The sequence below is a fragment of the Kosakonia sacchari SP1 genome, from assembly GCF_000300455.3.
Taxonomy (GTDB): Bacteria; Pseudomonadota; Gammaproteobacteria; order Enterobacterales; family Enterobacteriaceae; genus Kosakonia; species Kosakonia sacchari.
The window spans coordinates 1370827-1392631 of sequence record NZ_CP007215.2 but is presented as its reverse complement, the minus strand read 5'-3'; the positions used below and the strand labels follow the sequence as shown (position 1 = coordinate 1392631).

18 protein-coding genes are annotated in these 21805 nt (G+C 55.1%); 8 read left to right on the top strand and 10 right to left on the bottom strand.

Annotated features, from left to right (window positions below):
* Positions 1 to 114: 114 nt before the first annotated feature.
* From C813_RS29620 to C813_RS29605, 4 genes are all read right to left on the bottom strand, one after another.
* A complete protein-coding gene (locus C813_RS29620; protein WP_017458922.1) occupies positions 115 to 1014 on the bottom strand; it encodes a Dyp-type peroxidase in 900 nt (299 codons plus the stop codon).
* 92 nt (positions 1015 to 1106) lie between these two features.
* Positions 1107 to 1682: an RpoE-regulated lipoprotein gene (locus C813_RS29615; protein ID WP_017458923.1), complete on the bottom strand. Its 576-nt coding sequence runs from the start codon at positions 1680 to 1682 to the stop codon at positions 1107 to 1109.
* 60 nt (positions 1683 to 1742) lie between these two features.
* Positions 1743 to 2192: a DUF2919 domain-containing protein gene (locus C813_RS29610; RefSeq protein WP_017458924.1), complete on the bottom strand. Its 450-nt coding sequence runs from the start codon at positions 2190 to 2192 to the stop codon at positions 1743 to 1745.
* Complete coding sequence (locus C813_RS29605) at positions 2179 to 2604, bottom strand: GNAT family acetyltransferase (protein WP_017458925.1); 426 nt, start codon at positions 2602 to 2604, stop codon at positions 2179 to 2181. Before C813_RS29605 ends, C813_RS29610 begins: the two co-directional genes overlap by 14 nt.
* Positions 2605 to 2817: 213 nt before the next feature.
* On the opposite strand from C813_RS29605, the gene amiA reads away from it, so the two are divergent.
* Positions 2818 to 3693, top strand: a complete 876-nt coding sequence (gene amiA, locus C813_RS29600; protein WP_017458926.1) for an N-acetylmuramoyl-L-alanine amidase AmiA — start codon at positions 2818 to 2820, stop codon at positions 3691 to 3693.
* Entirely contained in the window at positions 3690 to 4592 is a 903-nt protein-coding gene (hemF, locus tag C813_RS29595; RefSeq protein ID WP_017458927.1) for an oxygen-dependent coproporphyrinogen oxidase, read from the top strand. The genes amiA and hemF overlap by 4 nt, the downstream gene beginning before the upstream one ends.
* 394 nt (positions 4593 to 4986) lie before the next feature.
* Here the strand turns inward: hemF and maeB are convergent, their stop codons facing one another.
* On the bottom strand, positions 4987 to 7266 hold the full coding sequence (maeB, locus tag C813_RS29590) for an NADP-dependent oxaloacetate-decarboxylating malate dehydrogenase (RefSeq protein ID WP_017458928.1): 2280 nt from the start codon (positions 7264 to 7266) through the stop codon (positions 4987 to 4989).
* A gap of 280 nt (positions 7267 to 7546) precedes the next feature.
* On the opposite strand from maeB, the gene tal reads away from it, so the two are divergent.
* Together tal and tkt are read left to right on the top strand one after the other, a co-directional pair.
* A complete protein-coding gene (gene tal / locus C813_RS29585) occupies positions 7547 to 8497 on the top strand; it encodes a transaldolase (protein ID WP_017458929.1) in 951 nt (316 codons plus the stop codon).
* A gap of 21 nt (positions 8498 to 8518) precedes the next feature.
* A complete protein-coding gene (gene tkt / locus C813_RS29580; RefSeq protein WP_017458930.1) occupies positions 8519 to 10513 on the top strand; it encodes a transketolase in 1995 nt (664 codons plus the stop codon).
* Positions 10514 to 10549: 36 nt separating this feature from the next.
* Here the strand turns inward: tkt and C813_RS29575 are convergent, their stop codons facing one another.
* The 4 genes from C813_RS29575 to aegA form a co-directional block, all read right to left on the bottom strand.
* Positions 10550 to 11488 carry a hypothetical protein gene (locus C813_RS29575; protein WP_017458931.1) on the bottom strand — a complete coding sequence of 313 codons (939 nt, stop codon included), beginning with the start codon at positions 11486 to 11488 and terminating at the stop codon, positions 10550 to 10552.
* Positions 11489 to 11537: 49 nt separating this feature from the next.
* A complete protein-coding gene (locus C813_RS29570) occupies positions 11538 to 12581 on the bottom strand; it encodes a DUF1176 domain-containing protein (RefSeq protein ID WP_017458932.1) in 1044 nt (347 codons plus the stop codon).
* A 122-nt stretch (positions 12582 to 12703) separates the two neighbouring features.
* The gene (gene nudK, locus C813_RS29565) at positions 12704 to 13279 is read right to left on the bottom strand and encodes a GDP-mannose pyrophosphatase NudK (RefSeq protein WP_017458933.1); all 576 of its coding nucleotides are present in this window, start codon (positions 13277 to 13279) and stop codon (positions 12704 to 12706) included.
* Between the two features lie 82 nt (positions 13280 to 13361).
* Positions 13362 to 15341: a formate-dependent uric acid utilization protein AegA gene (gene aegA / locus C813_RS29560; RefSeq protein WP_017458934.1), complete on the bottom strand. Its 1980-nt coding sequence runs from the start codon at positions 15339 to 15341 to the stop codon at positions 13362 to 13364.
* Positions 15342 to 15564: 223 nt separating this feature from the next.
* On the opposite strand from aegA, the gene narQ reads away from it, so the two are divergent.
* Both narQ and acrD read left to right on the top strand, forming a co-directional pair.
* On the top strand, positions 15565 to 17259 hold the full coding sequence (gene narQ / locus C813_RS29555) for a nitrate/nitrite two-component system sensor histidine kinase NarQ (RefSeq protein ID WP_017458935.1): 1695 nt from the start codon (positions 15565 to 15567) through the stop codon (positions 17257 to 17259).
* A gap of 199 nt (positions 17260 to 17458) precedes the next feature.
* Positions 17459 to 20572, top strand: coding sequence for a multidrug efflux RND transporter permease AcrD (gene acrD, locus C813_RS29550; protein ID WP_017458936.1), 3114 nt, complete (start codon positions 17459 to 17461; stop codon positions 20570 to 20572).
* Between the two features lie 100 nt (positions 20573 to 20672).
* Here acrD and ypfM read toward each other — a convergent pair whose 3' ends face one another.
* Positions 20673 to 20732 carry a protein YpfM gene (ypfM, locus tag C813_RS47115; protein ID WP_100181659.1) on the bottom strand — a complete coding sequence of 20 codons (60 nt, stop codon included), beginning with the start codon at positions 20730 to 20732 and terminating at the stop codon, positions 20673 to 20675.
* Between the two features lie 184 nt (positions 20733 to 20916).
* On the opposite strand from ypfM, the gene C813_RS29545 reads away from it, so the two are divergent.
* Both C813_RS29545 and C813_RS29540 read left to right on the top strand, forming a co-directional pair.
* A complete protein-coding gene (locus tag C813_RS29545; protein ID WP_017458937.1) occupies positions 20917 to 21354 on the top strand; it encodes a GNAT family N-acetyltransferase in 438 nt (145 codons plus the stop codon).
* Positions 21355 to 21445: 91 nt separating this feature from the next.
* On the top strand, positions 21446 to 21802 hold the full coding sequence (locus tag C813_RS29540; protein WP_017458938.1) for an ArsC family reductase: 357 nt from the start codon (positions 21446 to 21448) through the stop codon (positions 21800 to 21802).
* Positions 21803 to 21805: the final 3 nt, after the last annotated feature.

Genomic DNA, 21805 nt, shown 5'->3' with positions numbered 1-21805 from the left:
CGGGTGTGAAACCAGTAACGGTTTTATATACCAATTGGTGATTTGGAATCAGAAAAGAATATAAGCAGAAGGGAGTAGTGACCGGGTTTCCCCGGCCAGGCAGAGGTGCGTGGTTTACAGCGCCAGCAGCTTATCCAGCGACGGGGCGAAGTAGTAGCCGCCGGTCACCGGGCGGGTAAAACGCAGCATCGCGTCGCGCTTACCGTCGGTATCGCCAAACATACTCAGCAGTTGCTGCTCGATGTTGTACAGACGGGCACAATAGGTGCAGAAATAGAGCCCATGCGTGCCGCTGACGGTGCCATAAGGCAGGCTCTGACGGACAATTTTTAGCCCTTTGCCGTTCTCTTTCAGGTCAACACGCGTCAGGTGCGATGTGTCCGGGCGCGCATCGCCATCGATCTCTTCATTGGTTTCTTTCGTGCGGCCGATCATCATCTCCTGATCGTCCACGCTCATGCGGTTGAGCTGCTTGAGGTTATGCTCCCAACGCTGCACCATCACGTAGCTGCCACCAGCGTCCACGCCGTCCTGAATAATGGCGACCTCGCGGCGTTTCTCATCGCCTGCCGGGTTTTCCGTACCGTCGATAAAGCCACTCAAATCGCGCTCTTCGACCCAGCGGAAACCGTGTGTCTCTTCTTTAACCTCAATCGCCTCACCGAACGCCGCCAGCGCGGTCTGAGCGACGGAAAAATTCACATCGTGGCGCAGAGAAAGAATGTGGATCAGCAGATCTCGCTGTGTTGCGGGCGCCAGGCCTTTGCCATACGCCGGAAAATCTTTTAGCTCGTCGGCACCTTCAGCACCGTTCAGCGCGCGCCAGGTTTTGTTGCCAAAGGCAATGGTCGCGCCCAGCGCCGCATCAGGGAATTGCAGTTGAAAGGTCGCCAGCTTATCGGCGAATACGCGGCTCGCCACGCGCAGGGCATCGGTGTCCCCTTTTACGTTGGCTTCAATCCAAATCGCCGCACGGCAATGTTCTGGCAGAATGCCGCTTTGAACCTGGGACATGACTCCTCCTGGAAAAAACAGGCCACGAAACCGTGGCGATAATCGCGCTATTGTACCTGTTTTTCCTGCGACAGCAGCGAGTTGAGATCAAATTAACGGCGCCAGATAAGCTTGCTCACTTTCCAGTTTTTCAACGCATCATCGGATGGCATCAACCCTTCCGGGCCGCTCCATTCACCGGTAAATACGTAGCTGATATGCTGGCTACCCGGCGCTTTACACTCTACGCCCACGCTGTCATCACCCGCGCCTTTCACGCAGTTACCGAAAGCTTTATCAAACAGCGTATTGAACGGCGTACCGATTTTTACCCCTTTGTCGGTGGCGATATCGCTGTCCAGCACATCAATACGGCTGACCGCGCCGTTTTCGCCGTTCACCACCAGCGCCAGCTTGTCGTCTTTTAGCGCTTCAAAATAACGAACGATACTGCCTTTTTCCGTCTTCATACCGCTACGCAGATGGTAATCGCCACCCAGCGCATCATTAATTGCCTGCTCGTTTAGCGGCGTGCTGGCGGTGATGTTGCCGACTCCGTTGTCGCTCACCTCAACAGATGAACCAAACCAGTTCCACGGATAGGCTGCCGACCAGTTGACGGAAGCCAGCGTCGAGCAGCCGGTTAACGCCAGCGGCAGAACGCAAATAAGTGTACGCAGGGATTTCATGCTTCATTCCTTTTATTCATTGAACGCCTGTTGGAGTCCCGGAAGTCAAAAAAGTGCCGCTTAATGTTGAGCAAGGGAAAAACAGGCCCGAAGACGCCGGTTTGCCGCTAACCACCACAGCGCGAAAAGATCGGCAATAACCAGAAACAGCCCAACACCGGAAAGCACCTCGCCGATATACCAGCGCCAGGGTTGCCACACCAGCAACACCAGTTGCGCCAGCAATACCAGCGGGTAGAGTGCGCGCCACAGGCGGGGAAAATGTTCGCAGCGACCGCTCAGTAAAAAGGCCAGGGCCGCCGGAATACCCGGCACCAAGCCCAGCCAGAAATCATCGTGATCGGGGTAAAACAGTGCGAGCAATGCGTCGCCCTGCCCGCGCGATGCCCCGGCAATAACAAACAGCACCCAAGTGCGCGCCTGTAGCAGCAACACGCACCAGAAGAGAAATGGGAGTTTCAGGCGACCATGGTTATCGTAATCGGCGGGATAAATCTCAGTACTCTTCATCTTCAATCAAACGTTTGCCCAGACTGGCCGAATCCATATGTTCATAACCGAGGCGCTCATACATGCCGATAACCATCTCGTTATCTTCCCGCACCATCAGGTTAATTTTCGGGCAGCCGCGGGCAATCAGCTTTTTCTCCAGCCGACTCAGCAAGGCGTTAGCGATACCGCGCCCGCGAAACTCAGGATGAACGCCAAGGTAATAAGCCGACCCGCGATGACCGTCATAACCGCCCATCACCGTGCCGACCACTTCACCACCGACTTCGGCGACCAGAAACAGACTCACATCGTGATTCACTTTGCGCTCAATATCCATTTCCGGATCGTTCCATGGTCGCAACAGCTCACAACGCTCCCACAAGGTGATCACTTCTTCGAAATCTTCCTGGCGAAAAACGCGTATCTCCATGGTATTCCCCGTCATTTTCAGCTGTGTAAACGTAGATTATGGCCCCAAGCGCCGCTGTCGCCAATATCCGGCATCTTCGGCGCTGAAATTTGGCATAATGTCACTCTGTCACGTATTGAAATGAAAAGTAAAACATTAGTTCGCACGGATAGTCGTAACGGCAAACACGATACGCTATAACACCAGGGACCACGAATAAGACAATTCAGGCGTATGAGCACCTTTAAACCTTTAAAAACACTTACCTCGCGTCGTCAGGTGCTGAAAGCAGGCCTGGCCGCCCTGACATTAACGGGCATGTCTCGTGCTATCGCTAAGGACGAGACACCACTCAAAACCACCACCGGGCACAGCAAGCCGAAAGCAAAGAAAGCCGGCGCGAAACGCATTGTAATGCTTGATCCAGGCCACGGCGGTATTGATACCGGCGCGATCGGTCATAACGGTTCGCAAGAGAAACACGTGGTACTGGCGATCGCCAAAACCGTCCGCGCCCAGTTGCGTGCGCAGGGAATTGATGCGCGCCTGACGCGCACCGGCGATAAATTTATTCCGCTTTATGATCGTGTAGAGATTGCCCACCAGCACGGTGCGGATCTGTTTATGTCGATCCACGCCGATGGTTTCACCAACCCAAGCGCTGCGGGCGCGTCGGTGTTTGCGCTTTCCAATCGCGGCGCCAGTAGCGCGATGGCGAAATACCTGTCGGATAAAGAAAACGCCGCCGACGATCTGGCCGGGAAAAAAGACAGAGACAAAGATCACCTGCTCCAGCAAGTGCTGTTCGATTTAGTGCAAACCGACACCATTAAAAACAGCCTGACGCTCGGCTCGCATATTCTCAAGCAGATCAAACCGGTACACCGCCTGCATAGCCGCAACACAGAACAGGCAGCCTTTGTGGTGCTAAAATCGCCTTCAATACCCTCCGTACTGGTGGAAACCTCGTTTATCACCAATCCGGCGGAAGAGAGACTACTTGGCACGGCGGCGTTTCGCCAGAAAATCGCCAGCGCCATTGCCGACGGGGTACTCAGCTACTTTAGCTGGTTTGATAATCACAAAGCCCATACGAAGAGACGCGGATGACCACGCCTGATATCCACCCGGTTAAAAACGCCCTGCTGAATTTGCAGGACAAGATCTGTGACCAGCTGAGCGCCATTGATGGCGGCGCATTTGTTGAAGATGCGTGGACGCGTGCGGCAGGCGGCGGGGGGCTCAGCCGTGTGCTGCGTGATGGCGGCGTATTTGAACAGGCGGGAGTCAATTTTTCGCACGTCCACGGTGACGCAATGCCCGCGTCGGCCACCGCGCACCGCCCGGAGCTGGCAGGTCGTAGCTTCGAAGCGATGGGCGTTTCGCTGGTGGTTCACCCGCGTAATCCGTATGTGCCCACCAGCCATGCCAATGTGCGCTTTTTTATCGCCGAAAAACCTGGTGCGGAACCGGTGTGGTGGTTTGGCGGCGGCTTTGATTTAACGCCCTACTACGGTTTTGAAGAGGATGCTCGCCACTGGCACCGCACAGCGCGCGATATCTGTTTGCCGTTCGGCGAAGAGGTATATCCACGCTATAAAAAGTGGTGCGACGATTACTTCTACCTTAAACACCGTGATGAACAGCGCGGCATTGGCGGGCTGTTTTTCGACGATCTCAATACGCCAGATTTCGATCACTGCTTTCGCTTTATGCAGGCGGTGGGCAATGGCTATCTCGAGGCTTATCTGCCGATCGTTGAACGCCGCGAAGCCACGCCTTATGGCGAGCGTGAACGCGACTTCCAGCTTTACCGTCGCGGTCGTTATGTGGAGTTCAATCTGGTATGGGATCGCGGCACACTGTTTGGCTTACAAACCGGCGGGCGCACTGAATCTATTCTGATGTCGATGCCGCCGCTGGTGCGCTGGGAATACAATTATCAACCTGCCGAAGGCAGCCCGGAAGCCGCCCTCAGTGAGTTTATAAAAGTCAGAGACTGGGTTTAGCTTGTAGTGTCACCCGGCATTTTCTGCCAGTAATAATGGTTACCGCAACGTATCTGCCTTTTTCAGGTACAGATCTTATAGCGCCGGGGTTGTGCCTCCGCTGAAATCGGCGAGCCGAAGCACAGATGGCAAGGTCTGGACGCATGGATGGCGGCCAGAGGCGAAACGAGCCACGACGGCGAGTCGAGCCGACCGCAGACAGATGCGCGAGAGGTGAGCGCAGTGCAAAGCACCGATTTCTCGCGGAGCCGCGGGGGATTGAAAAGGGGAGCACAGCAGCTCCCCTTTTCCCGTTCACGTGACGCTATGTCTAAGTGTCTGCCACTCTCGTGGTGAACGGAATTATTCCTCATTCCGTTGATTAGGCTGACTTGCCGAATCGCCAGCCTCACATTCACAATGGCTGCGTTTGCGCCTCCACCACCGCCAGCGCAACCATATTGACGATACGCCGCACCGAAGCAATCGGCGTCAGCACATGCACCGGTTTCGCCACGCCCATCAGTACCGGCCCGACAGTCACCCCTTCCGAACTGGACACGCGCAGCAGGTTATAACTGATTCGCGCCGCTTCTACGTTCGGCATGATCAGGATATTCGCCGCCCCTTTCAGCGGGCTATCCGGCATGCGCTCATGGCGAATACTCTCATCCAGCGCCGCATCGCCGTGCATTTCGCCGTCGATCATTAACTCCGGCGCGCGTTCACGCACCAGCGCTAACGTATCGCGCATTTTCACCGCCGCAGGCGCGTTCGATGAACCAAACTGCGAATGCGAAAGCAACGCCACACGCGGTTCAATGCCGAAACGGCGCACGGTTTCCGCCGCCAGAATAGTGATCTCCGCCAGTTCTTCCGCGCTCGGATCCTCATTGACGTAAGTATCGGCGATAAAGGTGTTGCCGCTCGGCAGCAGCAGCGCGTTCATCGCCCCTGCGGTATGGACGTTGTCGCGATAGCCGAAGATCGGCTGCAACACATTGAAGTGCTCGTGGTAATCGCCGATGGTGCCACAAATCAGCGCGTCCGCTTCGCCACGATGGACCATGATCGCACCGATAATGGTGGTATTGCCTATCACCGCGCGCTGCGCCTGCTCCTGTGTCACGCCACAGCGTTTCATGATGTTGAAGTACTCCATCCAGTACTCTTTAAAGCGCGGATCGGACTCGTTATTGACGATTTCAAAATCGACGCCCGGGCGGATTTGCAAACCGAGTTTCTGAATACGCATCTCAATGACGCTCGGGCGGCCAATCAGGATGGGTTTTGCCAGCCCTAACGTCACCAGTTCCTGCGTGGCATGCAGCACGCGCGGCTCCTCACCTTCTGCCAGCACCACGCGTTTCGGTGCGTTGCGCGCCTGCGAGAAGATCGGCTTCATGAACAAATTGGTTTTGTAGACAAATTCGGTGAGTTTATCGACATACGCATCGAAATCGGCGATAGGTCGCGTCGCCACGCCGGAATCCATTGCCGCTTTCGCCACCGCAGGCGCGATTTTGACAATCAGGCGCGGATCGAACGGTTTCGGGATCAGGTAATCCGGGCCGAAGCTGAGATCCTGATCGCCATAGGCCGACGCCACCACTTCGCTCTGCTCAGCATGCGCCAGTTCCGCGATGGCGTTGACCGCCGCCAGTTTCATCTCTTCGTTAATCGCCGTGGCACCAACATCCAGCGCGCCACGGAAAATAAACGGGAAGCAGAGCACGTTGTTCACCTGGTTCGGGTAATCGGAACGCCCGGTACAGATAATGGCGTCCGGGCGCACCGCTTTCGCCAGATCCGGCAGAATTTCCGGTTCCGGGTTCGCCAGCGCGAGGATCAGCGGCTGGCGCGCCATGCCTTTTACCATCTCCGGGGTCAGCACTTTCGGCCCGGAACAGCCAAGGAAGATGTCCGAACCGGCAACCACATCCGCCAGCGTGCGTTTGCCGTCATCGTCGACGGCATAAGCGGCTTTGGTTTCCGCCATGTTCGGCTCGCGGCCTTTGTAGATAACGCCTTTAGAGTCGCAGACCACAATGTTGTGTTTCTGCATCCCAAGCGCCACCAGCAGGTTCATACAGGCAATCGCCGCTGCGCCCGCACCGGAAACCACCATGCGCACATCGGAGAGATTCTTCTCGACCACGCGCAGGCCGTTGAGAATAGCGGCGGTGCTGATAATCGCCGTACCGTGCTGATCGTCATGGAATACCGGAATATTCATGCGTTCGCGCAGCTTCGCTTCAATGTAGAAGCACTCCGGCGCTTTGATGTCTTCCAGGTTGATGCCGCCAAAGGTCGGTTCCAGCGCGGCGACAACATCAATCAGTTTGTCCGGATCGTGTTCATCCACTTCGATATCAAACACATCGATTCCGGCGAATTTTTTGAACAGTACGCCTTTGCCTTCCATGACGGGTTTACCGGCCAGTGCGCCAATATTGCCAAGGCCAAGTACCGCAGTACCGTTGGATACCACGGCGACCAGATTGCCGCGCGCGGTATATTTGTAGGCCGCCAGCGGATCTTTTTCGATCTCAAGACAAGGCGCAGCGACGCCGGGGGAGTAGGCCAGTGCGAGGTCTCGCTGTGTTGCCAGCGGTTTTGTCGGGGAGACCTGAATCTTCCCCGGACGGGGGAATTCGTGAAAATCGAGGGCACTTTGTTTTAGTTGGTCGTCCATTTGAGGTTCCTTTCACGTTGTTTTCAGAGTGAAACGTGCGATGTCTATCCCAATGCGCCGCATAGTATGGCCTCTGTCGCCCGCATAAACTTTGAACATAGCCAAAATCTCGCCATGACATAAACAAAATTGTTATCAATTTATCGCAACTTTGTTACGTACCGCAAAACGCAGGGCCCGGGCGCGTCTGCTATGCTTTTTTGTTATGCACCTCTCATCCTCACAAAAATGCGACAGAAAGCACTCCAGTAATCCATTGCTTTTAAAGGAGTTATTTTTCATGAATCACTTAGACGGCCTCAAACAATTCACTACAGTGGTGGCCGACAGCGGCGATATCGAATCCATTCGCCACTATCAGCCGGAAGATGCCACCACCAACCCTTCCCTGCTGCTGAAGGCGGCCGGGCTGGCGCACTTCTCGCATCTGATTGACGATGCCATCGCCTACGGCAAAGCGCGCGGTAAAACCCAGGAGCAGCAAGTGGCAGAAGCCAGCGACAAACTGGCGGTCAATTTTGGTGCGGAAATTCTGAAAAGCATTCCGGGACGCGTCTCCACCGAAGTTGACGCTCACCTCTCTTACAACAAAGAGAAGAGCATCGCCAAAGCCCGCCAGCTCGTCGCGCTGTACAAAGAGCAAGGCATCGATAAGTCACGCATTCTCATCAAACTGGCGTCGACCTGGGAGGGCATCCGCGCGGCGGAAGAGCTGGAAAAAGAGGGCATCAACTGCAACCTGACGCTGCTGTTCTCGTTCGCCCAGGCGCGCGCCTGTGCCGAAGCGGGCGTGTTTTTGATTTCGCCTTTTGTTGGCCGTATTTACGACTGGTATAACGATCGCAAACCGCTCGACCCCTATGTGGTGGATGAAGACCCCGGCGTGAAGTCGGTGCGTAATATCTACGACTACTTCAAACAGCACCGCTATCAAACCATTGTGATGGGAGCCAGTTTCCGCCGCACCGAGCAGATCCTCGCCCTGGCGGGCTGTGACCGCCTGACCATCTCTCCGGCATTGCTGAAAGAGCTACAAGCGCAAGAGGGCGTCGTTGAACGCAAGCTGGTGCCGTCGCGCCAAACCTTCCATCGCCCGGAACCGTTAACAGAAGCGGAATTCCGCTGGGAGCATAACCAGGATCCGATGGCCGTTGATAAGCTGGCCGACGGTATCCGCCAGTTCGCCGTCGATCAGCGCAAACTCGAAGATCTGCTCGCCGCTAAACTTTAACCCTTTGCCATGGAGTGAATTATGTCCCGTAGAGAGCTTGCAAACGCCATTCGCGCCCTGAGTATGGACGCGGTGCAAAAAGCCAATTCTGGCCACCCTGGCGCCCCAATGGGGATGGCGGATATCGCTGAAGTGCTGTGGAATGATTTTCTGCGCCACAACCCGGCAGACCCCACCTGGTACGATCGCGACCGTTTTATTCTCTCTAACGGTCATGCCTCAATGCTGCTATACAGCCTGCTGCACTTGAGTGGTTATGACCTGCCGCTGGAAGAGCTGAAAAACTTCCGCCAGCTCCACTCCAAAACCCCGGGCCACCCGGAAATCGGCTATACGCCGGGCGTGGAAACCACCACCGGCCCGCTCGGGCAGGGGCTGGCGAACGCCGTCGGGCTGGCAATTGCCGAGCGTACGCTGGCGGCGCAATTTAACCGGCCAGGGCATGACATCGTTGACCACTACACCTATGTGTTCATGGGCGATGGCTGCCTGATGGAAGGCATTTCCCATGAAGTCTGTTCGCTGGCGGGTACGCTGGGGCTTGGCAAACTGATCGGCTTTTACGATCACAACGGCATCTCGATTGATGGCGAAACCGAGGGCTGGTTTACGGATGACACCGCTAAACGCTTCGAGGCCTATAACTGGCATGTGATTGGCGATATCGACGGGCATTCACCTGAGGCAGTGAAAAAAGCAATCGAAGAAGCGCAAAGCGTGAAAGATAAACCGTCACTGATTATCTGCCGCACGGTGATTGGCTTCGGTTCGCCGAACAAAGCGGGGAAAGAGGAGTCGCACGGCGCGGCGCTCGGTGAAGAAGAAGTGGCGCTTACCCGACAGAAACTCGGCTGGAAATACCCGGCCTTCGAGATCCCGAAAGAGATTTACCAGGCGTGGGATGCCCGCGAGCGCGGCGCGAAAAAACAGCAGGAATGGAATGAAAAATTTTCTGCCTGGGCCAGGGAATATCCGGATCTGGCGGCCGAGTTTACACGCCGTATGAGCGGCGAACTGCCAGAAAGCTGGGAGAAAACCACCACCGGCTGGATCAATAAACTCCAGGCCAATCCGGCGAAAATCGCCACCCGTAAAGCCTCGCAGAACACGCTCAACAGCTATGGGCCAATTCTGCCGGAGCTGCTTGGCGGCTCCGCTGACCTCGCCCCCAGTAACCTTACCATCTGGTCGGGTTCAACATCGCTGAAAGAGGATCTGGCCGGGAACTACATTCACTACGGCGTGCGCGAATTTGGTATGACGGCAATTGCCAACGGTATCGCGCACCATGGCGGTTTTGTGCCTTACACCGCCACCTTTTTGATGTTCGTTGAATATGCCCGTAACGCGGCACGTATGGCGGCGCTGATGAAAGCCCGGCAGATCATGGTTTACACCCACGATTCGATTGGCTTAGGGGAAGACGGCCCAACGCACCAGGCGGTAGAGCAACTCGCCAGCCTGCGCTTAACGCCAAACTTCAGCACCTGGCGTCCGTGCGATCAGGTGGAAGCGGCGGTCGGCTGGAAGTTGGCGATCGAGCGACATCATGGCCCGACGGCGTTGATCCTCTCGCGCCAGAACCTCACGCAAATTGAGCGAACCCCGGAGCAGGTGCAGGCCATCAGCCGTGGCGGTTATATCCTGAAAGACTGCGAGGGTACGCCGGATCTGATCCTGATTGCTACCGGCTCGGAGATGGAAATCACCGTCAACGCGGCGGAGCAATTGACTCAAGAAGGCCATAAGGTGCGCGTGGTATCACTGCCGTCGACCGATATTTTCGACGCGCAGGATGAGGCCTGGCGCGAATCAGTGCTGCCGTCGGATGTGAGTGCGCGCGTGGCAGTCGAAGCCGGGATTGCCGATTACTGGTACAAATATGTTGGCCTGAAAGGGGCAATTGTCGGTATGACCAGTTATGGTGAATCTGCACCTGCCGAGAAGCTGTTCCCCTATTTCGGCTTCACGGTCGAGAACGTGGTGGCAAAAGCCAAAGCGGTACTGAAAAAATAAGCGTGGGCGCGCCAGCATACGACTGGCGCGCCATTTTTATTTCACCACCAGCAACGGCTCACTCTCCTGCGGCGTCACGATATCTTCCTGCTTTTCATCCCACAGCGCTTTTTTCACCAGCACATTGCCATTGTGCTGCGTATCGCGTTTCACCAGCGTGGCGGCGTCATCGTCTTCCTGAACATTGATGTTGATGGGAAACGAAGGCAGCGCTTTCGCCCATTGCCCTTGCTGGATATCAAATACATAAACCACTCGCCAGGCGCTGGTCCACCATTGCGGGAAAACAACGACCCGATCGCGCCCGCTATCATCGAGTTGCGACAGCGTTTCCACTCCGCCACCAATGCACTGCGGGACCACCGCGGGTTTTACAGCCGGGTTGCTGCTCCAGAGATTACATTCACAGTCGCCCTCTTCATCGCAACTGCCGCCGGTTTTGGGGTCGCGCGCGTTCACCCACACGACATCTTTGGTAATGCCGTCAAACTTGCCTTTGGTTAAAAGCCCCTGCACCGACGCCTCTTTTTGATTCAGGCGGGTGAGCAAATCGGTTTCGCCGCTAATGCGCCAACCCTCAGGATGTTTGCTGAAGGTAAGCTGCGCCGGGTAGTTTTTTACCTGTTTTTCATCGAGCCCGGCTTGTTTGACAAACTCGACCTGAACCTGGCCCGCCTCATCTTCGGCGACATCAAGCGTGGTGATAATTCGCTGCGCATAGTGCGGTGAGTGAGAGGTGAACGCTTGCTGGCGGCGCAGTACCTCGTCGCGCGCAAGGCGCTGACCAAACCATTCGACCTGAGCCGCATAGAGATCGCTGCCAGTTGCCTTGGCATTGCCATTCAGGTGGCTATTCCAGACATCGACAAGCTGGGCGATGCTCTGTTTATCTGCTGAGGTCAGTTCAGCCTGGGCAGGCAGAACGGCAAAAAAGAGTACGCAGGCCGCAAGCCATTGTGGGTAAACGCGTTTCATTATTCCCTTCCCGATAAAAATATCCGCAAGGGATTATGTCAGCGAAGGGTTAGCGCGTCACCCACAGCGTTGGCCACGCATCGGGGCCGTGCCAGCTATCGCAGGAGGGCTCCTGCGCGTAACGCACCAGGCGAAAGCGCTGGCCGTCAAAACGCCAGCGACTCGCCACGCCGCAATCCGCCAGGCTGCGACCTTTGGAAAGTGTGGTCAGCTCGCGGGTTTTCTCATCAAACGCCGCGTTCATCAGCTCCATTTCATCGTTACCGTTATCCGGCGTGAAAGGCAGCAACAAGCGCACCAGCCGTGCGGCAAACGGTTTTTCCCGCGATACCAGCCACGCGCGTTCGACCATGTTATAGGCACCCGCTTCACAGTCGATCACTAGCAACGCTTTATCATCTGTCAGCGCGCTCACGCGCACCTGCCGGCGCATTGGGTCCAGCGAACACTGGCTGCTGTTCATTCGCCAGGTGCCGTAATCCAGCAAATCGTTCAGTTCCTGATGCGTCAGCGGGGTTGGCGCAACGTTGGCCGTGGTGACCTTTTTCAACGCAGGTGCGGGCGGAACGCTTAACGACGGGCTATCGCCCTTTTTAATCCATGCCGTCTCGCTGCCGACGCGTTTTTGCAGCGCATCAATAAACAGCAGCGCCGCTTTTAATCCCACCAAAGAAATCTCGCCCTTGCTGCCTTGCAGGGTAAGCGACTGGCCTTCCTGAATGTTTTTTAAAAACGAAGTGATGGCATCGGTGTTATCCGTCACCAGATGCCACGGAGCGGTTTGCCAGCGATCGCTCGCCAACGCCAGTGGCTGACCGTCAAACAGTAAACGCCCGGCAATCGGTGGTTCTTTAGTAATCGGCGCCTCGATGCCGCCATAGTCGATACGTAGCGTGGCATCGGCACGCGCACCCGCACTGCGCTCGAGCGTCATTACCAGCCCCTGATGCTCACCAATGTTGCGTGCCACGCAAAAGTTCTGGTTATTACAGGTGACTTGCCAGTCGGAAAAGGTTTGTTGCGCGGGCGCAGCACACAGCAACGGTGCGGCCAGAAGACCGAAGAGCAAAGTCAAAATGCTGCGGTAACGCATGGTTGGCACAACCCCGGAAGAATAGACGCAGAACCTGCGTATATTCTATTTCCCGGTTGGCTTGCTCAATCGGATTTGTCGGATAGCTTCATCTGAAAGCGGAGCTGATAACCTTATTAATTTCAGTCCATTAGACCAGATGTTTGCAGATATTGCAGTAGAATCACCGCCTTGCCATCACGGATCTCACCGTTGGCGACCATCGCTAAGGCCTGCCGGAAGGGCAGTTCCAGCACTTCGATATCTTCATCTTCCACTCCGCCGCCGTTATTTGCGCGCTGTGCATCGTTATATTCCGCAATAAAGAAGTGGACAATTTCCGTGACCCCGCCCGGCGACATATATAACTCAAATACTTTGCGCACCTCGCCAACTTCGTATCCCGTCTCTTCAATGGCTTCCTTACGAATGCACACTTCCGGCTCATCGTTATCCAGTAACCCGGCGCAGGCTTCAATCAGTCGACCATCCACGTTGCCATTCACCCAGGTGGCGATCCGAAACTGGCGGATCAGCAGCACGCTCTGTTTTTCACGGTTATACAGCAGGATGGTGGCACCATTGCCCCGGTCGTAGACTTCACGTTTATGACGCACCACTTCACCGTCCTGACGAGTCAAATCGTAGGTGATATTGCGCAGGACAAAATAATTTTCAGAGAGGACTTTATCTTTGATAACTTCAATTTTCAGCGACATACAGGCTCCAGAGCGCTAACAACTTTGCGTAATACTACGCCGCGAAGTGTGACGCCGTGAAGCCTGTTTTATGGCAAACGCCTTAATGCTGTCCTGGTGCTTTGACACCCAACCAGTCCATCATGCCTTGCGCGGCGTGGCGCCCCTCCGCCATCGCGGTCACCACCAGATCGGCTCCGCGCACCGCATCACCGCCGGCAAAAATTTGGGGGTTGCTGGTCTGATAGCGATACTGGCTTTCGACACTGGCGGCAATACGCCCCCAGTCATCAACGCGCACACCGTGGCGCTCCAGCCACGGCATCGAATGCGGGTTGAAACCAAACGCCATGATCACCGCATCGGCAGGCATAACAAACTCACTGCCTTCAACCGGCACCGGACGGCGGCGGCCTTTGGCATCCGGCTCGCCGAGCTGTGTGCGCAGTAAGCGAATACCGCAGACTTTGCCGCTCTTATCCAGTTCGAGGTTTACTGGCTGAACGTTGAACTCAAACTCAGCCCCTTCATCCCGCGCATTTTTCACCTCTTTTTTCGAGCCAGGCATATTGGCTTCGTCGCGACGGTAGGCACAGGTCACTTTGCGCGCGCCATGGCGCAGTGCGGTGCGAACACAGTCCATTGCTGTATCGCCGCCGCCAAGCACCACGACATTGCGCCCCTCGGTGTTGATAAACGGCTCGTCGGCGCTATCCGGCAGCCCCATTAACTGACGGGTGTTAGCAATCAGGAACGGCAGCGCATCGTAAACGCCCGGAGCGTCTTCATTTGGCAACCCGGCTTTCATTGAACGGTAGGTGCCAACACCTACAAACACCGCGTCGTAATCGCTGAGCAGCTTCTCCAGCGCGATGTCTTTACCGATTTCGCAATTGAGTTCAAAGCGAATGCCCATCGCGCTGAAAATTTCACGACGGCGCGCCAGCAGCGATTTATCCAGTTTAAAAGCGGGGATGCCAAAGGTGAGCAAACCGCCGATTTCCGGGTGGCGATCGAACACCGTGGCGCTCACGCCGTGGCGAGCGAGCACGTCAGCGCAGGCGAGGCCCGCCGGGCCAGCACCGATAATCGCGATACGTTTATCCACCGCCGCAACCTGCTGTAAATCGGGCCGCCAGCCCTGTGCCAGCGCCTGATCGGAGATATAGCGCTCAATATTGCCGATAGTGACCGCGCCATACTCATCGCGCACCGTACATGCCCCCTCGCACAGCCGGTCTTGCGGGCAGACGCGACCGGTGATCTCCGGTAAGCAGTTAGTTTGATGCGAAAGTTCGACCGCAGCCGCAATGTCGCCCTCTTTTACCCGCTCGATCCACTGCGGAATATGGTTATGCAGCGGGCAGGTCCATTCGCAAATGCTGTGGTCGCCGCACTTCAGGCAGCGCTCCGCTTCACGACTGGCCTGATCGGCGCGAAACGGCAGATAGATTTCATCAAAACCGTTTTTACGCGCCGCCAGTGGCAGTTTACCTGGCTCACCGCGCGGCGGCGTTTTGCGCATCTGCCGCACTTTGCGGTCGTTAAAGGCGGGCGTCAGCGCCGCGACACTGTGCCACGGCTGCGCCTCCTGGCTGGCGGTACGCAGACGACGTGATTTCGCAAACCCCGCCAGCGCGTCGCTGTTTACCAGTTGCAGCGCATCGGCCGGGCAATTCTGCGCGCAGGCCGGGCCCTTCGCCCTGCCCTGGCAGAGATCGCATTTGTGCGCGCTGGCTTTTACCAGCCCGTCGCCAATTGGCGTGACCAGCACTTGCATGGTGCCAAACGGGCAAGCCACCACGCAGGATTTACAGCCAATACATTTTTGCTGATTGACCTGAATCGCCTCATCAACACGACTGATTGCGCCATTCGGGCAACTGCGGGCACAGGGCGCAGCTTCACAGTGGTGGCAGGTCACCGCACTGCGGTGCTGCTGATGTTTGACCACGGTGATCCGGGGGTAAAAATGCGCGGCGCTTAACACATGTTGTTCGTCATTGTGCGCCATCACACACGCGACTTCGCAGGCACGACATCCTATACATTGCTGGCTATTCGCCATAATAAAACGATTCATGGCACCCTTCTTTTCTGGTTTAATAAACCTTATTTTTTATATGAGCATTGTATTTACCGGGGCAGCACGACACAGGCAATGTTCAATTGCCCAGAAAGGTTATCTATTTGTCACGAGCTTGTAGCAGATCAATTTATTTCAGGATTTCTGAAAAATTATTTCATTCGATGGACGTTCAGGCCGATGTTTCCTGTACGTAACATCAGGATTGGGAAGCGCTGCAGTGATAGTCAAAAAACCTGTTTCAGGAAGCCTGGCCAGAGCCTTTTTCTCTCTTGTTTTACTGTCGCTGCTCTCCACCGGAGTGGCACTCGTCACGCTTGCCAGCAGCCTACGGGACGCGGAGGCCATTAATATTGCCGGGTCGCTGCGTATGCAGAGTTACCGTCTTGGTTACGAGCTGCAAAAACAGACCGCCGAACTACAACCCCACCGCCAGATTTATCAGCAGACGCTGAACTCCCCCGTATTACAAACCCTGAACCGCTGGTACGTTCCGCAGGAAGTGCAGCAACGTTATGGGCAATTGCACGAAAACTGGCGCCAGATGGAAAAACATCTGATTCAGGGCGACCAGCAATGGTACGAGCAAAATATCCAGGCTTATGTCGGGCAAATTGATTTGTTCGTACTGGCGCTCCAGCACTACGCCGAACGCAAGATGATGCTGGTAGTCGCTATTTCGCTGCTGGGGGCTGCCGGGATTTTCACGCTGGTGTTTTTTACGCTGCGCCGTATTCGCCTGCGGGTCGTCAAACCGCTTAATAATCTGGTCGCCACCTGCCAGCGGATCCAGCAAGGGCAATTTTCCTTGCTGCCGCTCGATAACAAACTCGATAACGAACTGGGTTTACTGGCTTCAACGTTCGACAAAATGTCGGGGCAACTGTTTAAGCTCTACCGCTCGCTTGAAACATCAGTAGCAGAAAAAACCCGCGATCTGCATGAAGCCAACAGCCGCCTGGAAGTGATGTACCAGTGCTCGCAGGCGCTTAACACCAGCCAGATTGACGCTCTCTGTCTGCACCATGTGTTGCAGATCGTCTACGACCATCAAGCAGCCTGCTTCCTGGAACTGGTTGTCGATGACAACTGGCGCATCCAGCAAGGTGAGGCCGATCCCACGCTGCCGGTGAACAGCTTGCCGGTAAATATGCAGGAGAACGTGCTGGGCGAGCTGCGCTGGCAAAGCCATCAACAGCCTCTCTCCGCACCGCTGATGTGCAATATCGCCACCATTCTTGGACGCGGGCTCTATATCAACCAGGCGCAGAAGCATTATCAGCAACTAATGCTGATGGAAGAACGTGCGACCATCGCCCGCGAACTGCACGATTCTCTGGCGCAGATGCTCTCTTATCTGCGTATCCAACTGGCGCTGCTTAAGCGCGTCGTGCCGGACGATAACGCCCCGGCACACCTGATCATCGACGACTTTTCACGGGGTCTGAATCATGCCTGGCAGCAGTTGCGTGAGCTGCTCACCACGTTCCGCCTCTCTTTACAGCAAAGTTCGCTACCCGCCGCGCTAAGTGAAGCGCTGGATGTATTGCAGAGCCAGACCAGCGCGAAGCTGAATCTGGATTGCCGTTTACCCACGCAGGCGCTGGATGCGCAACAGCAAATGAACGTCTTACAAATTGTGCGCGAAGCGGTCATCAACGCGATTAAGCATGCGCAGGCCAGCGAAATCACCGTCAGTTGTGTGACCGATCCTGACGGACTGCATTCGGTCTACATTCGTGATAACGGCATCGGTATGAACAGTACACAGGAGCCCGCCGGACATTACGGCTTGACGATCATGCGCGAGCGCGCCGAGCGTCTTGGCGGTGTGCTGCAAATCGTCTCTCCGCCGGGCTGCGGCACCCAGGTGCAGTTTCGTTTTCCATTACCGGTCAGCGCGCAGCGTCAATAAGTGTAAAGAATTTAAAGTAAAATGATTTTGTACAGGAGGAAATTTTGCTTAAGTACGGTTATGCATAGTTATGCCTTAATCAGGCATGATAATTTACATTTTCTCCTTTTTTTCTCCACGATTGGTTTCTGCATTGCCGCTACATTGATGCAAGCAATGTCACTATAACGATGCGCAGCAATATGAGGTTTTATTTCTGATGGCGAATTTTTTTATTGATCGCCCCATTTTTGCGTGGGTGCTGGCGATCCTGATCTGTCTTACGGGGACACTTGCCATTATTTCTTTACCCGTCGAACAATATCCCGATTTAGCCCCGCCTAACGTCCGCATTACCGCTAACTACCCTGGCGCATCGGCGCAAACGCTGGAAAACACCGTGACGCAGGTTATCGAGCAGAATATGACCGGACTCGATAATTTAATGTATATGTCCTCGCAAAGCAGTGCCACCGGGCAGGCAACGGTGACTCTCAATTTCAGTGCCGGGACCGATCCTGACGAAGCCGTGCAGCAAGTACAAAACCAGTTGCAATCGGCGATGCGTAAACTCCCGCAAGCGGTGCAAAACCAGGGCGTCACGGTGCGCAAAACCGGTGATACCAACATTTTAACCATCGCGTTTGTCTCCACCGACGGCTCGATGGATAAACAAGATATCTCCGACTACGTGGCGAGTAATATTCAGGATCCGATTAGCCGAGTAAACGGCGTTGGCGATATTGACGCCTACGGTTCGCAATATTCAATGCGTATCTGGCTCGATCCTGCGAAGCTCAACAGTTACCAGCTCACCGCTTCGGACGTCACCAGCGCCATTTCGTCGCAAAACGCGCAAATAGCCGTCGGGCAACTTGGCGGAACGCCTTCTGTTGATCGCCAGGCGTTAAACGCCACTATCAATGCGCAGTCGCTTTTACAAACGCCGGAACAGTTTCGCAATATTACGCTGCGCGTGAATCAGGACGGTTCGGAAGTGCGTCTTGGTGACGTGGCGACGGTGGAACTGGGCGCAGAGAAATATGACTACCTGAGCCGTTTTAACGGTAACCCCGCGTCCGGGCTGGGGGTGAAACTGGCCTCCGGCGCTAACGAAATGGCGACGGCAGAACTGGTGATTAACCGCTTAAACGAGCTGGCACCTTTTTTCCCGCACGGTCTGGAATATAAAGTCGCTTACGAAACCACCTCGTTTGTTAAAGCCTCGATTATCGATGTCGTGAAAACCCTGCTCGAAGCCATCGGGCTGGTGTTTCTGGTGATGTATCTGTTCCTGCAAAATTTCCGCGCTACGCTGATTCCCACTATCGCCGTGCCGGTCGTGCTGCTTGGCACATTCGCCGTGCTCTATGCATTTGGCTACAGCATCAACACCCTGACCATGTTCGCCATGGTGCTCGCCATCGGTCTGCTGGTGGATGATGCGATTGTAGTGGTGGAAAACGTCGAACGCATCATGACCGAAGAAGGGCTGTCGCCCAGGGAAGCGACGCGTAAATCGATGGGGCAAATCCAGGGCGCGCTGGTGGGGATTGCGATGGTGCTGTCGGCGGTATTTGTGCCGATGGCGTTCTTTGGCGGCACCACCGGCGCGATTTATCGCCAGTTCTCTATCACCATTGTTTCGGCGATGGTGCTTTCTGTGCTGGTGGCGATGATCCTCACACCGGCGCTGTGCGCCACGCTGCTCAAGCCGCTGCATAAAGGTGAGCTACACGGGCAGAAAGGCTTTTTCGGCGCCTTTAACCGTATTTTCAACCGCAATGCTGATCGTTATGAAACCGCCGTCGGTAAAATCCTGCACCGCAGCCTGCGCTGGATTTTGCTCTATATGTTGCTGATTGGCGGCATGGTACTGCTGTTCCTGCGTCTGCCAACGTCGTTTCTGCCGCTGGAAGACAGGGGTATGTTTACCACCTCCGTGCAGTTGCCGAGTGGTGCAACACAACAGCAGACGCTGAAAGTGGTGCAGAAAGTCGAAGACTATTTCTTCACCCACGAGAAAGCGAATGTTGAATCAGTGTTTGCCACCGTCGGCTCCGGCCCCGGTGGTAACGGGCAGAACGTGGCGCGTTTGTTTATCCGCCTGAAAGACTGGGAAGCCCGTGATCCGAAAAGCGGTAGCGCGTTTGCCATTATCGAACGCGCCACCAAAGCCTTTAGCCGCATCAGTGAAGCCCGCGTTTTCGCCAGCAGCCCGCCCGCTATTAGCGGTATGGGGAGTTCGGCCGGTTTTGATATGGAATTGCAGGATCACGCCGGTGCAGGCCATGACGCTCTGATGGCGGCCCGCGATCGCCTAATTGAGATGGCGGCGAAAGATCCGGCGCTGACCCGCGTTCGCCATAACGGTCTTGATGACAGCGCCCAGCTACAAATCGATATCGACCAGCGCAAAGCGCAGGCGCTGGGCGTGTCGATTGATGATATTAACAACACGCTGAAAACCGCCTGGGGTTCCAGCTACGTGAATGACTTTATGGATCGCGGTCGCGTGAAAAAAGTCTACGTACAAGCGGCGGCGAAATACCGCATGCTGCCGGACGATATCAACCTCTGGTATGTGCGAAATAGCAGCGGTGGAATGGTGCCGTTCTCCGCGTTTGCCACCTCGCGCTGGGAAACCGGCTCGCCGCGCCTTGAGCGCTACAACGGTTATGCCGCAGTGGAGATTGTCGGCGAATCCGCCCCCGGCGTCAGCACCGGTACGGCGATGGATGTGATGGAGAAACTGGTTAGCCAGTTGCCTACCGGTTTTGGTCTGGAGTGGACCGCTATGTCCTACCAGGAACGCCTTTCTGGTGCGCAGGCACCAGCGTTATATGCGGTTTCCCTGTTGGTGGTGTTCCTGTGCCTCGCGGCGCTGTATGAGAGCTGGTCGGTGCCGTTCTCGGTGATGCTGGTGGTGCCGCTTGGCGTGATTGGCGCGTTGCTGGCAACCTGGATGCGCGGGCTGGAAAACGATGTGTACTTCCAGGTCGGGCTGTTGACAGTAATAGGTCTGTCGGCGAAAAACGCGATACTCATTGTTGAGTTTGCCAATGATATGAATGCGAAAGGCGAAGATCTGCTGGTCTCCACGCTGCATGCCTGCCGTCAGCGTTTAAGGCCGATCCTGATGACCTCGCTGGCGTTCGTTTTCGGTGTGCTGCCAATGGCAACCAGCACCGGTGCGGGCTCCGGCAGCCAGCATGCGGTGGGTACCGGTGTGATGGGCGGGATGATTTCCGCCACCGTGCTGGCGATTTTCTTCGTACCGCTGTTCTTCGTGCTGGTGCGCCGCCGTTTCCCGCTCAAAGCCCGCGCACAGTAATTTCTGCATAACAAAAAGGCGACCTGCTGGTCGCCTTTTTCATGTGTCGGTTCACATTATTATTTATTAAGCCGTCACTGCTTAATCGTTCGTCAGGAAATTATTTACGAAGCATGCCTTCGATAAAGTCTTTCCAGTTCCCCAGTTCATGTTCAATCATAACTACCTCTCTTATTATTCTGGCAATTCTACTCAAACCCGTAACAACATTGAAGAGACGTTAATCAATTGCTTCAATCGCTATTAGCGGGGTACTTTTAATACTTGTGATAACTATGAGCCGATGTCATGTCATTTAATGTGAATAACGGCAATATTCCATAAAAACTTTAGGGCCAAATGAAATGACGATCACATTGTTCGATAAATCAGCAATTGAAGCGGTGGACTGGCTGGCGTTAACGGCGCTGATTGCGGCAGGCGGTCTTAATCAGCGCGACCCGCTGCAGGTCGAGCAGGCTTGGCACAACAGCACCTTCTGCTGGTTTGGCTACCATAACGGGGAGCTGGTCGCCACGGCGCGTGCTATCAGCGATCTGACATGGGCCAGCTATGTTGCGGATATTGTGGTCGCACCGGAAATGCAGGGACGCGGTTATGGAAAACAACTGATGTGTGACATTGTCAGAACATTATTACCGTTCGGTAAAACCTTTATTTATTCCGTACCGGAAAAGACAGGATTTTATCAACAATATGGTTTCCGTTTTTTAACCACTGGCATGGTATGCGCAACACCTGAAAGTTTATTCAAACTGGAACAGAGTGGTTATATCCGCTGACATTTGCTTATCAGACCAATCACAGGCAAATTAAAATCCGTTATTCTAATTTCTTGCACAAATAACCAAAAAAGAGACAAAAGGATTCACCATGTTCACCATGTACGGCATCAAAAACTGCGACACCATCAAAAAAGCGCGCCGCTGGCTCGAAGCGCAGCAGGTGGAATACCATTTCCACGATTACCGCGCAGACGGTATTCATGCAGATTTACTGCGTACATTTGTGGATGAACTCGGCTGGCAAGCGCTGTTAAACACCCGTGGCACCACCTGGCGCCAGTTGGATGAATCCCGCCGTGCAACCATCACCAATGATGATGCTGCCATCGCGTTGATGCTTGAAATGCCTGCAATTATCAAACGCCCATTGCTCTGCGCGCCGGGTAAGCCTATGCTGCTGGGTTTCAATGAATCCAGTTATGAGACGTTTATTAACGAGGTGTAGTTT

Coding starts and splice junctions, on each gene's coding strand:
- C813_RS29620 (WP_017458922.1), bottom strand. CDS start 1,014: ATGTCCCAGGTTCAAAGCGGCATTCTGCCAGAACATTGCCGTGCGGCG.
- C813_RS29615 (WP_017458923.1), bottom strand. CDS start 1,682: ATGAAATCCCTGCGTACACTTATTTGCGTTCTGCCGCTGGCGTTAACC.
- C813_RS29610 (WP_017458924.1), bottom strand. CDS start 2,192: ATGAAGAGTACTGAGATTTATCCCGCCGATTACGATAACCATGGTCGC.
- C813_RS29605 (WP_017458925.1), bottom strand. CDS start 2,604: ATGGAGATACGCGTTTTTCGCCAGGAAGATTTCGAAGAAGTGATCACC.
- amiA (WP_017458926.1), top strand. CDS start 2,818: ATGAGCACCTTTAAACCTTTAAAAACACTTACCTCGCGTCGTCAGGTG.
- hemF (WP_017458927.1), top strand. CDS start 3,690: ATGACCACGCCTGATATCCACCCGGTTAAAAACGCCCTGCTGAATTTG.
- maeB (WP_017458928.1), bottom strand. CDS start 7,266: ATGGACGACCAACTAAAACAAAGTGCCCTCGATTTTCACGAATTCCCC.
- tal (WP_017458929.1), top strand. CDS start 7,547: ATGAATCACTTAGACGGCCTCAAACAATTCACTACAGTGGTGGCCGAC.
- tkt (WP_017458930.1), top strand. CDS start 8,519: ATGTCCCGTAGAGAGCTTGCAAACGCCATTCGCGCCCTGAGTATGGAC.
- C813_RS29575 (WP_017458931.1), bottom strand. CDS start 11,488: ATGAAACGCGTTTACCCACAATGGCTTGCGGCCTGCGTACTCTTTTTT.
- C813_RS29570 (WP_017458932.1), bottom strand. CDS start 12,581: ATGCGTTACCGCAGCATTTTGACTTTGCTCTTCGGTCTTCTGGCCGCA.
- nudK (WP_017458933.1), bottom strand. CDS start 13,279: ATGTCGCTGAAAATTGAAGTTATCAAAGATAAAGTCCTCTCTGAAAAT.
- aegA (WP_017458934.1), bottom strand. CDS start 15,341: ATGAATCGTTTTATTATGGCGAATAGCCAGCAATGTATAGGATGTCGT.
- acrD (WP_017458936.1), top strand. CDS start 17,459: ATGGCGAATTTTTTTATTGATCGCCCCATTTTTGCGTGGGTGCTGGCG.
- C813_RS29545 (WP_017458937.1), top strand. CDS start 20,917: ATGACGATCACATTGTTCGATAAATCAGCAATTGAAGCGGTGGACTGG.
- C813_RS29540 (WP_017458938.1), top strand. CDS start 21,446: ATGTTCACCATGTACGGCATCAAAAACTGCGACACCATCAAAAAAGCG.